The organism is Porphyromonas sp. COT-052 OH4946 (assembly GCF_000765965.1).
GTDB classification, from domain to species: Bacteria; Bacteroidota; Bacteroidia; order Bacteroidales; family Porphyromonadaceae; genus Porphyromonas; species Porphyromonas gulae.
The window spans coordinates 105,374-118,715 of the sequence record NZ_JQZY01000009.1 but is presented as its reverse complement, the minus strand read 5'-3'; the positions used below and the strand labels follow the sequence as shown (position 1 = coordinate 118,715).

Sequence of the window (13,342 nt, the reverse complement as noted above, 5' to 3'; positions counted from 1 at the left end):
ACGTTATGATCCGACGATATTTTCTTTTGATTGCTTGCTTTTGGAGCCTCTCTTTCATCCTGTCGGCTCAGGAGTCGAACGCTTCTGCCCGGCCGTCGCTCTGGGAGTTTTCCGGCAGGGTGGGTATGCATGTGGGAGCATCCACACCGGTACCCGTACCCAAAGCCATGGAGCACGTCTACGCATGGTATCCGCGGCTGAATCCGATGGTGCAACTGGGTGCTTCGCGTCGTCTGCGTGCCGGCAGTCCGTGGGCTGTGAACGTGGGTATAGCCGTAGAGAAAAAAGGCATGGAAGCTACCACACGAGTGAAAGATATGAAAGTAGCTATCGTGTCGGACTCGCCTTATGCCGGCAATCCTGATGAAGAATATCCGGGACTATTCACCGGTGACAACAATACGGAGATACGGCTGGGCTATCTGACGATACCCGTACAGGCGGAATACAATATGCTCAAGGATAGACTCAAGCTGCGCGGAGGTCTCTATACATCCCTGGTGCTGGAGAGTTTCTTCCGTGTGATCATCGACGGTACGATGGTCTATGACGATCCCAAGCTGGGAACGGCACAGATGGATCTGCGCGAACTGAACTTCTCGGACAAGATAAAGGGAGCGGATTTCGGTTTCATAATAGGAGCCGACTATTATTTCGCCCGACAGATAGGTGCGTTTGCTGATGTCACATTCGGCCTGATTCCACTGACGGGTACACACTTCAAGGCTATTCCTTACCGGATGTATAACGTCTTCGCACGTATCGGATTCTCCTACAGACTCAATTACTGAGTACCCACACACACGGATCCGTCTGACGGGCCTTCGTTGGCTCTTTCAAAAATTATCACTCTTCATCACCTCGAAGCATAGTACAATACAAATACAATGGAATCGATAACCCAAATATATCGCATCGGCTACGGCCCGAGCAGTAGCCACACGATCGGCCCGCGTCGGGCTGCCGAGATGTTTCTCTATCGGAACCCCGAGGCGACCTCTTTCCGCGTTACGCTATACGGCAGCCTTGCTGCCACAGGCAAAGGACACCTCACGGATGCAGCTATCCTTGCCGTCTTGGAAGCGCAGGCTCCGACCGAGATCGTTTGGAAACCGGAGATCTTCCAAAGTTTTCACCCCAACGGCATGCTCTTCGAGAGCTTCGACAAAGAGGGTAAGCAGCTCGACGACTGGCTCATCTATAGTATCGGCGGCGGAGTCTTGGCCAACGAACACTTCAACGAACAGCGAGGCCGCGAGGTGTATCCGCTCAGCAAGATGACAGATATTCTCGACGAACTGAACAGACGCGGCCTAAGCTTTTGGGAGTATGTGGAAGAAAACGAAGACCCCGATATATGGGACTATTTGGCTGAGGTCTGGTCGGTAATGCGAAACGCCATCCAGGAGGGGCTTGATGCCGAGGGGGTGCTGCCGGGCGGACTGGGCGTTCGCCGGAAGGCCGCCAGCTATCTGATTCGTGCGCAAGGGTATTCGCCGGGTGTACGAAGCCGAGGCAATGTATATGCCTATGCTTTGGCCGTGAGCGAACAGAATGCATCGGGGGGAAAGATCGTGACGGCTCCTACATGCGGGTCGTGCGGCGTTGTGCCGGCGGTACTCCACCACCTCCAACAGACTCGTGAGTTCAGCGACAAACGTATATTGCGTGCACTGGCTACGGCCGGCCTTTTTGCCAATGTGGTACGCACCAATGCTTCTATTTCGGGAGCCGAAGTCGGCTGTCAGGGTGAAGTGGGCGTAGCCTGTGCCATGGGAGCAGCAGCCAGCAGCCAGCTATTCGGGGGTACTCTGTCCCAAATCGAATATGCTGCAGAGATGGCTTTGGAGCATCACCTCGGACTGACCTGCGACCCTGTGTGCGGATTGGTGCAGGTGCCTTGTATCGAGCGAAACGCCTTTGCGGCAGCACGAGCTTTGGATGCCAATACCTATGCCAACTTCAGCGACGGCAGACACCGTATTTCATTCGATCAGGTCGTGGAAGTGATGCGTCAGACGGGCAAGGATTTGCCGAGTCTGTATAAGGAAACCTCTCAGGGCGGATTGGCCATAGTACACTGCTGATGAAAAGGTGCGATTTCTTTCTGTTCGGAAAACTGACCGGCTTTCTTCTGGTTCTCTTCCTCGTATTTCCCTCCCTCTATGCGCTGAGTCCGACAGAGGGCAGTCCGCGTATTCTCTTGCCCGCACGATCTATCTGGCCTATGGATCGGGAATGGACTTTCAAGATACCCTATCTGGGATCGCGCCCCACGCATTGGGCTATCAAGCGTTTGCCCGAAGGATTTACATTCGATTCCCACGAAGGAATTATCCGCGGCAAGGCTTCTTCTCGTGTCGTATTCGAATTTGAAATATCGGCAGCCAACGAATCGGGAGCCGACAGTTGCATTTGGCAGGTGGAAGTAAGCCGGTATAATGGATTGGCTCCGGTTATGGGCTGGAGTACACGTTTGCTGAAAGAGAAAGAAATAAATGAACAGACCATTCTGGAGGTGGCCGATGCTATGCAAAGCAAAGGACTGGTTGCCGCCGGATATAACCATATCATCATAGAAAGCCATTGGCAGACGTCCGTGCGCGACAGCGAGGGGAGAATAAAGGCGGATCCTTCACGTTTTCCCCAAGGAATGAAGCATTTGGCCGATGAACTGCATCATCGGGGTATGCGGCTCGGCCTTTCCTCCAATGCATCTCCTCTTAACGTTCATGGTTTGAGCGGCAGCTTTGAGAAAGAGGCGATAGATGCCGCCACATTCTCCGAGTGGGGTGTGGATTTTATCAAGTACGACTACTGCTGCTCACCTCCTATATCCATCGTTGCACAGCAACGCTATGGTGCCATGGGGCGTGCACTTGCAGCAACGGAACGCCCTCCTTTCTTCTCCGTATGCGAGTGGGGAGAGCTGATGCCTTGGTCATGGGGTATAACGGTGCGAGCCGGTAGCTGGCGTACCTCTTTCGATATTCAAGACAAGTGGAAAGCCGGTCGATATTCTAAGCGGGACAATGGTATTTGGGATGCAGCGATGATCAATTTGCGCTACGCCCAGCATGCCAATCGTGGCCGCGCGATCTCCGATCCGGATCTGCTATTGATAGGAAGCCCCTCCAACGGCTGTACGGCGGAAGAGTACCATGCGCAAATGCAAATGTGGGCGATGATGCGTGCTCCGCTGGTCTTTGCAGCCGATCCGCGTTCCCTATCGGCTGAGGCGGTAGCACTGCTGACGCATCCCGATCTGATCGCTATTGATCAGGATGCTTCTTTTCGTAATATCGAGGAGGAACGTCGCGCTGACGGTACACACCTGTGGACGCGTCAGCTGACGAAAGGAACCGCTGTCTTGGTTGTGAATGCAGAAGAAAACCCGACGACAACGAGCATCGCTTCGCGCCCCGACTCATCATCTGCGTGGGACGTATCGCAAGCTGTTTATGTGTCGCCGAGCGACTTGGAACGAATTGTTCTGCCGCCACACGCAGCCCGACTGTTTATTTTCGAATAGCAGCTCAGCGCCGGTTTTTTACTTCCGACGCTTGCGCTGCTTGGTGTCGAATTTGTCGTAGAAACGTCCTTCCGTCGGTTTCTCTTTGCGTCCTTTGTTTTTGCGTGAAGTGGGATTTTCGCTACGTCGCCCGTCGAAATCTTTGCGACGAGCGGAAAAGTTCTTTTCTCCGCCTTTTTTCCCTCCGGCATAGTCTTTCTTGGCATCCGCATACTCTACATGGATGCGGCGACCATCCACTTCGTACCGATTGAGGGTTTCTACTACATTCTTGGCTTCGAACTCGTCTACATCGAAGAAAGCGAATCGGGGCATCAGGTCGATCCGTCCGATATTGACACGCCCCGGGATACAACGGTTGATCAGCTCGATCAGTCGGTTGGGAAACATTTGATCCATCTTTCCAAAGTTGATGAACAGACGAGTCATACCTTCTTCTGCTTCGCCGGCACCTCGTTTTCGGTTTTTGCGATCTGCCGAAGCCTCGTCTTTTTTCCTCTCGGTCACCTCTTCCACATCTTCGGCACGTCGGTAATAGTCGAGCATACGATTGAACTCCAACGCCATTACCCGACGAATCAATTCGTCTTTCTCGATCCATTCGAGCTTCTTGTTTACTTCGTTCAGGACAGAGTCGATAGCCGCCGTGTTCTCTATATCTACACGTTCTATACGGTCAGCCAGATTGAACAGCTGCTTTTCGCATATCTCCGCTCCGGAAGGGATGCGTGCACGTTCGATCTGCTTCTGCATCGTGCGCTCTATATTCTTGATTTTGCCTTTCTCCTTGACGTGGCAGATGGCGATCGAAAGACCTGTTTTTCCTGCACGGGCCGTACGACCGCTACGATGGGTGTAGCTCTCTACATCATCGGGAAGGCCAAAGTGAATCACATGGGTCAGGTCGTTCACATCCAATCCGCGGGCAGCCACATCGGTGGCAACGAGCAGTTGGAGATTGCGGACGCGAAACTTCTGCATCACATAGTCGCGCTGAGCCTGACTGAGATCGCCATGAAGAGAATCTGCATTATAACCGTCCTGAATCAGTTGATCGGCGATCTCCTGCGTTTCCTTGCGAGTGCGGCAGAATACAATGCCATAGATATTGGGATAGTAGTCGGCAATTCGCTTTAGCGCGAGATATTTGTGACGTGCCGATACCATATAATACAGATGCTTGATATTGGCATTGCCCTCATTCTTATTGCCAATGACGATTTCCTTCGGATTCTTCATGTACGAAGCTGCGATCTTGGAGATCTCTTTGGGCATCGTAGCCGAAAACAGCAACAGATGGCGTTCGGATGGAATATCTGCGAGGATTTGCTCCAGATCTTCTGCAAAGCCCATATTGAGCATTTCATCCGCTTCATCCAAGACCACTGTATGAATTTCCGACAGACTGACGGCCTCGCGGCGCATCAGGTCGAGGAGACGGCCGGGCGTTGCCACGACGATTTGCACACCACGGCGCAAGGCTCTGACCTGAGCATCGATAGGCGTACCTCCGTAAACGGGCAGGATATGCACATCGGACAAATACTTGGAATAGCTGTTCAAGTCGTCAGCGATCTGGAGGCACAGTTCGCGAGTCGGGCAGAGTACCAAAGCCTGCGGTCGTCCTCCCGACAAATCTATCTTCTGGAGCAGAGGAAGGCCGAAAGCGGCAGTCTTGCCTGTGCCGGTCTGTGCCAAAGCGATCAGGTCAATGTCCTCTCCAAGGAGATAAGGTATTACTTCTTCCTGCACAGGCATGGGCTGTTCGAAGCCCAATTCGGCAATTGCCTTCAAAAACGGTTTGGCAATGCCTAATTCTTCAAATGTTTTCATTCTGTTTTGAGTGAGATGTTAGTATGGCCGACGGCCGGCATTGCACACCAACAACTCTCTTTCTGTGCATAACCTTCCGAGGGACCTTTCCGTCCTAATAATTCCGAAAAAGGAAAGAAATGGATTGAATAATGTGTGGCCGATAGTCTATCGCCCACATATTTCGCGACTTCTGTCGCCAAGATAACCGCCATGATGGCGACGTGCGTAATCCTCGAAACCGAAACCGATCTCCTGCATCGTACCTACGACCAGGACATCGCCGATCACCGTCATCACCGTCGTACTGGTAGTCGGAGTCATTCCCAAAGGACATACTTCGGCCGGATTACCGGTGGCCAGGCATACATCCACCTCTGCCGCAAGCCGGCTCTCGGGGTTACCTGTAATGAGGATGAATTTCGTATCGGGAACCAAACGTTTGGTCAGTTCTACCAACTCCAGTACTTCGCGCGTTCGCCCCGAATTGCTGATCAGAAGCATAATATCACCGCTGCGCACCAAACCCAAATCGCCATGCTGGGCTTCGCTCGGATGAAGGAAGTATGCGGGGGTACCGGTGGAACTGAAAGTCGTGGCTATGTTGGCAGCAATCTGTCCGGCCTTGCCCATACCCGAAGTAATCAGCCGACCGTTAGAGCCATGCACCTGCCGAACAATGAGGTCGATAGCCGCCTTATAGTCGTTGTCTGCAGGGATGGTACGGATGGCTTCGGCTTCATGTGCCAGTATTTCGGAGATGGTTCGATTGTGTATTTCTGCCTTCATGCTCAATAAATTGCGCTGCAAAAGTATTTATTTAATTTTGCATATTATGCTTTTACGGCACTTTCTTTGCCCTAAATCTTATTCGATTTGGAAATGGAAGGGTGGCTAAGCAAAATGCAATTAAGCTAAAACATTGAGAAAAGCCCAGAAAGCATGATAGCCGGAAGGGCACTATGTAACAGATATTCCGAATTTATAAATGGATTATCAACTATACACGCTGCCGAGCGGTTTGCATGTGGTACATAAACCGCATGCCGGCGAAGTTACTTATGCCGGCTTTGCCATAGCCGTCGGCACACGCCACGAAAGTTCGCGGCACCATGGATTGGCTCATCTGACAGAACACATGCTTTTCAAAGGCACCAGCCTGCGCAATAGCCTTCAGATCATTCGTCGCATGGAAGAGGTCGGTGCCGAGCTTAATGCTTTCACCGAGAAAGAATCCACCTATGTGTACTGCATCTTTCCGAAAGCGCACTTCAACCGTGCCACCAATCTCCTTTTCGATATTGTACGGCATAGCCGATTCCCGGAAGAAGAATTGACCAAAGAGAAAACCGTTATTATCGACGAAATCAATTCTTATCGTGACAATCCCTCTGAACTCATATTCGACGAATTCGAGAATATCCTTTTCCGCCATCATCCTCTCGGACATAACATTCTCGGCACAGAGGCTTCTGTATCACGCATCACGGGACAAATAGGTCGTAACTTCCTCCGTCGCCACTACCGGCCGGACAATATGATCTTCTTCCTGGCCGGAGAAGCAGACTTGTCCGATTTGCCTCTTAGTCCGGCAGAGAAAGTCTCCATCCATAATACCGATGGCACTCCTCTCCATACCCTCAGGGACGGTTTTCTGCCGCGTACCATCAGACGGCACAAGGATACCTACCAGCATCACATCCTCATGGGCGGTCCGGCCTATTCGCTCCACGACGACAGACGCATTCCGCTAAGTCTGCTTAATAATATCCTCGGAGGGCCGGGTATGAACTCCCGACTCAATCTCTCACTGCGTGAAGAGCATGGCTATGTCTATAACGTAGAGAGCAATTACACTCCCTATTCCGATACGGGAATCTTCAATATCTACCTCGGCTGTGCTCCCCGGCATGCGGAAGCAGCCATGGAGCTTGTCAGAAAAGAATTGCGCTATTTGATCGAACACCCTCTTTCTCCGATAGAGCTTGAATCCGCCAAGCGACAGTTCAAAGGGCAGCTCATCGTGTCCGCTGACAATAAGGAGTCCACATTCCTTTCACTGGGCAAGAGTATGCTTCTCTATGGCAAATACGATCCCCTTTCGGTTATCTTCCATCGTATCGATGCCATTACCTCTGATCGGCTCCGTGAGATTGCGGCCGAAGTGCTGGATCCTGATAGTATGCTTACGCTGATCTACTGCTAATCCGGGCTTGACTGCCCCGTCGCATCCCCAACCATGACAGAAAAAGAAAAAGCAGCCCTTGGCCTACTCTATAATCCCGGTTCTGATCCTGAGATGAAAGCCGAATTGCTGCACTGCAAAGAGCAGCTATTCCTCTTCAACGGAATGTCTCCTTCGAATTTATCGGAGCGAAAGGCTATCTTGAGCGATCTCTTCGCCCATCTCGGGCAGCGGACCCTTATCCTTAGTCCTTTTTTCTGCGACTACGGCTATAATATCAGTATAGGCGACGACTGTTTTGCCAATATGAATCTCGTCATTCTCGACTGCACCCGTGTAACGATCGGTAACCATGTGCTGATAGGCCCTAATGTGGGTATCTATACGGCCACACATCCGATGGATATAGACTCTCGTCGCGAAGGCTTGGAGTCAGCCTTTCCCATAGAGATCGGTAATGATGTATGGATAGGTGCCCATGCCTGCATCCTGCCGGGTGTAAGCATAGGAGACGGAGCCGTCATAGGAGCGGGAAGTGTGGTCACGCACGATATTCCGGCAGGTATGCTGGCCTATGGCAATCCATGCCGTGTGATAAGACAGACCCGCTCGCTGAAGGCTATCGGCTCGGAAAGGAGGTAAGGAGAGTTGCTCGTTTTCTCGGATCCTCCTTACAGATCTACATCCTGTTCGTGCCCGGTTGTCTGATTGACGGTGATGGATGTAGGTAGATAACCATCCTTTTCGACAGCTTCGGTAGTCGAAACAGGCGGTACAATCGGCGAACCGGCTCCTGTAATGGACTTTACAGAGAGGACATACTCATTGTTTCGTACGAGGCCGAAACGCCCGTAGGAATCTTTGTTAGGAGCTTTCTCGTCATCGAAATGGCGAATGGGGATGACATAATAGTTCTGCGATTTGTAATAGAACTGTATTCCATGACTGACGAACCCACCCGTATATACCAGTGAATCGTCAGCTTTCGCCTTCTTGATGCTGTCGGCCAGGGCCGTACCGGCAGAAGCCGGGTTGTCCACATATTTTTTGAACTGTTCCAGACTCATCTTTCTGCCCTGAAATTCAATCCAGCCTTCATCCGGCTTCACGCCTGGGATACCATTAGGAACGTATTTTGCACGCAAGACTACTCTCGGCACGTAAGCTGTAAAGTAGTTTTTAGGGCCTACGGTCGATTCTTTTGTGTAGATCGCTGCTTGATTCAGATTGAAGTCCGCCTTTTTCTCCTGCATCTTAGCTGCTGCCACAGGATTGTCAAACATTTCTGCCTTGGCATACCCATAGATGTTGTTGTATGCTATACCGGCGGCTATCGATTCCTCTGCCCAGCTTGAGGCATAACGGTCAGCAAGAGGCGAATTATCTCCATACTCTTCATCGGCACCGGTCGAAAGTTTGGCCAAATGGCGCAAGGGATATATCCTTTGTGGTACTACATCGATGACATAGCGGGACAAATCGCCGGTGTACTCTCCGCCCGATATTGTCGGTTTTCCTACTACCAATACACGTGCCAGACACGGTTCCACTTTTACGGACAATCGCGATACCTCCGAAAGTTGGCTCTTTTTGTCCACAATCTGAGTAGACAGCAATTTGATTAACCCCTGATCGTTGGCCATGGTAACGGAATGTTCTGCCCCGGATGTAACGTTACCGCTCTCATAAGCGACGAACGACTCCAAAAGCGTCTGATTCGTAGCTTGAATGGCTGTTGTAGCTGATAGTATTTCCGGAATAATAGCTGCATAGGAAGTACCACTATTGACCAAGACTGCCAGACGATAGTTCTGTTTGGGAATTTTGAGATCGAAAGAGAGGTCACTTGTCGGCTCAACGGTTCGACTTAGCAATAGTTTTGAATCAGTCTCATGAAAGAACAAGAAGGTAATGCGACGAATAGACCGAAGCGGATCATGTGTACCGCCCTCTCGGGAGAGATGCAGATTGGATCGCAAATCCAATGAGATATAACCTGAATCCAGCGGTTGTTCGACATCATCGGCATTCGTCAGTAACGGATGATTGGAGCAAGAAAATCCAATACATGCCAAAGAGCAGCCAAGTAGTAGTGATTTTAATTTCGTAAGCATTGGGTTAAAATTGATATTAAAAGAGAGGATTAGTCGTAAAAAGTTTTGTCGAAGGCTCTGAACTCTCGGTGTCCCAATAAATAGCATCTCCAGCAAGCAATCAGAAATCCGCTACCATATCCCCATAGCTGCACGAAAGAGGCCGGTACGGCAAGAATGGCTATGCGTAGGGAGCGATTGGTATGCCAGGCATCCAGCAAGAACAGCAGTGCCAAAAGCAACAAAGGAAGCAATGACCATGGACAAAAGAACAGGCCGATCACCAGTATTGCACAGCCCAGCGTAAAGAGGGCCGGCAGCATGTGCACGGGTTTCATACTCCCGGGATGGCGTCTCTGCAAATGGATACGCGCAATACCGGAGTTGTACACCTGACGGAAGAACTTCTTGAAGTCGATCCTCCGTTTGTGGAATACAAAGGCTTCCGGAAACAGGCATACCTTGTATCCGGCCTTGAAAAGACGCAGACTGAAATCGATGTCCTCACCGAAGCGCATCTCTTCCGAAAAACCACCGAGTTGCTGATAGACCGAGCGTTTGCAGCCCAAATTGAAGCTGCGAGGATAGAATTTGTCCAGTCGTACTCCACTTCCTCCACGAATACCTCCGGTGGTGAAGAAAGAGGTCATCGCATAGTTAATGGCTTTCTGTACGGGTGAGAACCCTTCTGCAGCTGCATCAGGGCCACCGAAAGCATCTACTTGCGTCTGCTCGATTCCTTTTTTTACTGCGGCTATATAGCCGCTTGGCAATACTACATCGGAATCCAATATCAGCAGATATTCCCCCACTGCCATTCGTGCACCAATGTTGCGCGCAGAAGCCGGTCCTCCATTAGGCACTCTTACATACTGCATTCGGAGAAGATCTCTGAAACGATCCACTTCTTTGTCACAGCACACTGACGAACCGTCTTCGACGATGATCACTTCGAAGTCGCTATTCGTTTGTATAAGCAGGCTCTCCAGTAGCTCCCGTACTTCGTCGGGACGATTATAAACGGGGATAATAATAGAGAAGGCTGTAGGGGTCGTATCCATTCCTGCCGATTTATTTGTTGGCTTTTTCTTCGCTGTTATTGTACCACTCCAGATATGATTGAGTATAAGAGCGGCCGGATTCCAGCAAAGCTTTCTTCTGAGCATCGCTGATGGCAAAATCCGTAGTCTTTACTCCCAGCGTATCGATGTAAATAGTGCGTTGCCAGTCGTCACTGTGCAGGTGTACATCGTCCTGAGCAGAGAGCAGGGAGCCGAATAGCGACACGGTATAGTCGAAGAAGCTGTCGATGTCTCGATGAGGAGGTTCAGCATTGTCCCTGAAGAAGGCTATCTTCTCTTTGCTGTCGAGTCGGAAGCCCAGTGTCTCCTTGTTGTATACGTAATCGGCAATCTTCCTGGGGCGTTCCTCCAGCTTCCTATTGATAGGTTCATAGTAGTCCGTTCGAGTAAAGTTCTTGGTTACATACTTGGTACGATCGAACACCTTGACGGGATAGTTGTTCAGCATACCGCCGTCCACATACACATCGTTTCGGAAGTTGCGCTTAGCAGCGAAAAACAGTGGAATGGACATGGAGATACGTGCCGCATCGGCTATACAGATGCGAGGAGTATGTTCTGCCGAAAAGATCTCTGAGAAACCTGTAGAAAGATTGGTGCCGATGAGAGAAATGTCGAGAAATTTCTTTTCTCCTTTCATCGCAGCCAGATCTGCAAAAGTGGATTCGCTGTTGCCCGTTTTGGCCTTGATCAGATCGCCAATCCAGTTGCGGAAGAAATCACCCTTGTACCAACCGAACTTCTCTATCAACCGTTTCGTATCCTGAATGATACCCCATGAATCGTCCATGAAGTTCTTGAAATTGAGACACCACATTATCTCTTTCACCTCACCCGGCGTATAACCCAGTCCGATGAGTACAGCCATGATGGCACCGGCCGATGTGCCGGCTACTCGTTTGATCTTAGGGAAAATCTTTTCTTCCTGCAACACTTCGAGTGCACCGATATAGGCGATGCCTTTCACTCCGCCCCCTTCGAATACCAAATTCTTAAAAAAATAAGCCATAGGATAATAATTTAGGTTACGGAAAGAACGGGTTAGACTGGATTATCGATAGCAGGTCAATTCAATTTCCACTCTGCACCGTCTTTCGTATCTTTTATCGTAAATCCAAGAGCCGTGAGTTCGTCGCGGATCTTATCGCTTGTCGCCCAATCCTTACGAGCTTTGGCTTCGGCTCGGATACTTAGGAGCAAATCCATCGCTTTGCCGAAAGCTTCGCTGCCGCCGGCAGAAGACGCCCTTTCATCGCGCATACCGAGCAGGTCGAAGAGGAAGAGACGGAATGTTGTACGCAGTTCCTCCAAGTCGGAAGAAGTAATGGTGCCTTGTCCATTGTGCACAGCATTGATTGCACGTGCAGCATCGAAGAGGGCTGCTATTACCATCGGACTGTTCAGATCATCGTTCATGGCATCGTAGCAACGCTTACGCAGGTCGCTCACCTCCACGGAGGTCGTGTCGGCAGTCTTCAATCCATCGAGCAAGGCTGCTGCATCCAGCAAGCGTTCCAAACCCTTCTCTGCCGCTTCCAGAGCCTCATTGCTGAAGTCTACAGTGCCTCGATAGTGGGCACCGAGAATAAAGAAGCGTATGGTCATGGGTGCATAAGCCTTGTGAAGACTCGGATGCGATCCGGAGAAAAACTCTTCGAGTGTGATGAAGTTGCCCAGGCTTTTACCCATTTTCTGCCCGTTGATGGTAATCATGTTGTTGTGCATCCAATAGCGTACGATAGGGTGCCCTTGTGAGGCAACTGCCTGTGCTATCTCGCATTCGTGATGGGGAAAAACGAGGTCCATCCCTCCGCCGTGTATGTCGAATTCTTCACCCAGATACTTGCGTCCCATAGCGGTACATTCGCAGTGCCACCCGGGAAATCCGGAGCCCCAAGGGCTCGGCCAGCGCATGATGTGCTCCGGCTGTGCCGCCTTCCAAAGGGCGAAGTCCACTCCGTTTCGCTTTTCGTCCTGCCCGTCGAGCTTGCGAGTATTATTGATCATTTCCTCTATGTTCCGACCGCTCAGTACTCCGTAGCGATGATCCCGATTGTATTTTTCCACATCGAAATAGACCGAACCGCTGCTTTCGTAGGCATATCCCGCTTGCAGGATCTGCTTGACCAGTTCGATCTGTTCGATGATATGACCCGAAGCCATCGGTTCTATACTCGGAGGCAACACATTGAGAGCTTCCATGGCATGGCGATAACGCGTGAGGTAGTACTGCACTACTTCCATCGGCTCAAGCTGTTCGAGGCGCGCCTTCTTGGCGATTTTGTCTTCTCCTTCGTCTGCATCGTGTTCCAGGTGGCCTACATCGGTTATATTCCGCACGTACCGTACCTTATAGCCCAAATGCTGGAGATAGCGGTATAGGAGATCGAATGTGATAGCCGGACGGGCATGTCCCAAGTGGGCATCTCCGTAGACCGTAGGACCACACACATAGAGGCCGACATGAGGTGCATGAATAGGTTCGAAGCGCTCTTTCTGGCGATGGAGCGTATTATAAATTTCCAAAGGATGTTCCATTATAATCGTGGGTTAAGCATGCATATATTACAAAGGTAGTACAGTTTTTAATTAACTTTGCGTAATAGCATCTGTAAATCAGATTAGCTCAAATCATTAA

At 50.6% G+C, this 13,342-nt stretch carries 11 protein-coding genes; 5 read left to right on the top strand and 6 right to left on the bottom strand.

Going from position 1 to position 13,342, the window contains the following annotated elements; genetic code table 11:
• The first annotated feature begins 5 nt into the window (after positions 1–5).
• The 3 genes from HQ50_RS02840 (at position 6) to HQ50_RS02830 (ending at position 3,532) form a co-directional block, all read left to right on the top strand.
• Positions 6–791, top strand: a complete 786-nt coding sequence (locus HQ50_RS02840) for a porin family protein (protein ID WP_039428179.1) — start codon at positions 6–8, stop codon at positions 789–791.
• 96 nt (positions 792–887) lie between these two features.
• Positions 888–2,087 carry an L-serine ammonia-lyase gene (locus tag HQ50_RS02835; protein ID WP_018964505.1) on the top strand — a complete coding sequence of 400 codons (1,200 nt, stop codon included), beginning with the start codon at positions 888–890 and terminating at the stop codon, positions 2,085–2,087.
• Positions 2,087–3,532 (top strand): glycoside hydrolase family 27 protein, encoded by a 1,446-nt coding sequence (locus tag HQ50_RS02830; protein ID WP_039428177.1) that lies wholly within the window; start codon positions 2,087–2,089, stop codon positions 3,530–3,532. The genes HQ50_RS02835 and HQ50_RS02830 overlap by 1 nt, the downstream gene beginning before the upstream one ends.
• Before the next feature lie 18 nt (positions 3,533–3,550).
• Here the strand turns inward: HQ50_RS02830 and HQ50_RS02825 are convergent, their stop codons facing one another.
• On the bottom strand, positions 3,551–5,365 hold the full coding sequence (locus HQ50_RS02825; RefSeq protein WP_039428175.1) for a DEAD/DEAH box helicase: 1,815 nt from the start codon (positions 5,363–5,365) through the stop codon (positions 3,551–3,553).
• Positions 5,366–5,512: 147 nt separating this feature from the next.
• Complete coding sequence (locus HQ50_RS02820; RefSeq protein ID WP_080732403.1) at positions 5,513–6,133, bottom strand: SIS domain-containing protein; 621 nt, start codon at positions 6,131–6,133, stop codon at positions 5,513–5,515.
• 199 nt (positions 6,134–6,332) lie between these two features.
• Here HQ50_RS02820 and HQ50_RS02815 point away from each other — a divergent pair, with 199 nt between their 5' ends.
• On the top strand, positions 6,333–7,550 hold the full coding sequence (locus tag HQ50_RS02815) for a pitrilysin family protein (RefSeq protein WP_039418774.1): 1,218 nt from the start codon (positions 6,333–6,335) through the stop codon (positions 7,548–7,550).
• A gap of 33 nt (positions 7,551–7,583) precedes the next feature.
• Positions 7,584–8,171, top strand: coding sequence for a sugar O-acetyltransferase (locus HQ50_RS02810; protein WP_039428174.1), 588 nt, complete (start codon positions 7,584–7,586; stop codon positions 8,169–8,171).
• 29 nt (positions 8,172–8,200) lie between these two features.
• On the opposite strand, the gene HQ50_RS02805 is transcribed toward HQ50_RS02810, so the two are convergent.
• From HQ50_RS02805 to cysS, 4 genes are read right to left on the bottom strand one after another with little or no spacing between them, the layout of a single operon-like run.
• Complete coding sequence (locus tag HQ50_RS02805; RefSeq protein WP_039428173.1) at positions 8,201–9,643, bottom strand: PGN_1808 family fimbria major subunit; 1,443 nt, start codon at positions 9,641–9,643, stop codon at positions 8,201–8,203.
• Between the two features lie 29 nt (positions 9,644–9,672).
• Positions 9,673–10,683, bottom strand: a complete 1,011-nt coding sequence (locus HQ50_RS02800) for a glycosyltransferase (protein ID WP_039428171.1) — start codon at positions 10,681–10,683, stop codon at positions 9,673–9,675.
• A gap of 10 nt (positions 10,684–10,693) precedes the next feature.
• Entirely contained in the window at positions 10,694–11,713 is a 1,020-nt protein-coding gene (locus tag HQ50_RS02795; RefSeq protein ID WP_039428169.1) for a patatin-like phospholipase family protein, read from the bottom strand.
• Between the two features lie 56 nt (positions 11,714–11,769).
• A complete protein-coding gene (gene cysS, locus HQ50_RS02790; protein WP_039428168.1) occupies positions 11,770–13,242 on the bottom strand; it encodes a cysteine--tRNA ligase in 1,473 nt (490 codons plus the stop codon).
• Between the last annotated feature and the right edge of the window lie 100 nt (positions 13,243–13,342).

What these genes read in the sequence shown, in the direction of transcription:
- HQ50_RS02840 (WP_039428179.1), top strand. Translation starts at nt 6, where the DNA reads ATGATCCGACGATATTTTCTTTTGATTGCTTGCTTTTGGAGCCTCTCT.
- HQ50_RS02825 (WP_039428175.1), bottom strand. Translation starts at nt 5,365, where the DNA reads ATGAAAACATTTGAAGAATTAGGCATTGCCAAACCGTTTTTGAAGGCA.
- HQ50_RS02815 (WP_039418774.1), top strand. Translation starts at nt 6,333, where the DNA reads ATGGATTATCAACTATACACGCTGCCGAGCGGTTTGCATGTGGTACAT.
- HQ50_RS02830 (WP_039428177.1), top strand. Translation starts at nt 2,087, where the DNA reads ATGAAAAGGTGCGATTTCTTTCTGTTCGGAAAACTGACCGGCTTTCTT.
- HQ50_RS02800 (WP_039428171.1), bottom strand. Translation starts at nt 10,683, where the DNA reads ATGGATACGACCCCTACAGCCTTCTCTATTATTATCCCCGTTTATAAT.
- HQ50_RS02835 (WP_018964505.1), top strand. Translation starts at nt 888, where the DNA reads ATGGAATCGATAACCCAAATATATCGCATCGGCTACGGCCCGAGCAGT.
- cysS (WP_039428168.1), bottom strand. Translation starts at nt 13,242, where the DNA reads ATGGAACATCCTTTGGAAATTTATAATACGCTCCATCGCCAGAAAGAG.
- HQ50_RS02820 (WP_080732403.1), bottom strand. Translation starts at nt 6,133, where the DNA reads ATGAAGGCAGAAATACACAATCGAACCATCTCCGAAATACTGGCACAT.
- HQ50_RS02795 (WP_039428169.1), bottom strand. Translation starts at nt 11,713, where the DNA reads ATGGCTTATTTTTTTAAGAATTTGGTATTCGAAGGGGGCGGAGTGAAA.
- HQ50_RS02810 (WP_039428174.1), top strand. Translation starts at nt 7,584, where the DNA reads ATGACAGAAAAAGAAAAAGCAGCCCTTGGCCTACTCTATAATCCCGGT.
- HQ50_RS02805 (WP_039428173.1), bottom strand. Translation starts at nt 9,643, where the DNA reads ATGCTTACGAAATTAAAATCACTACTACTTGGCTGCTCTTTGGCATGT.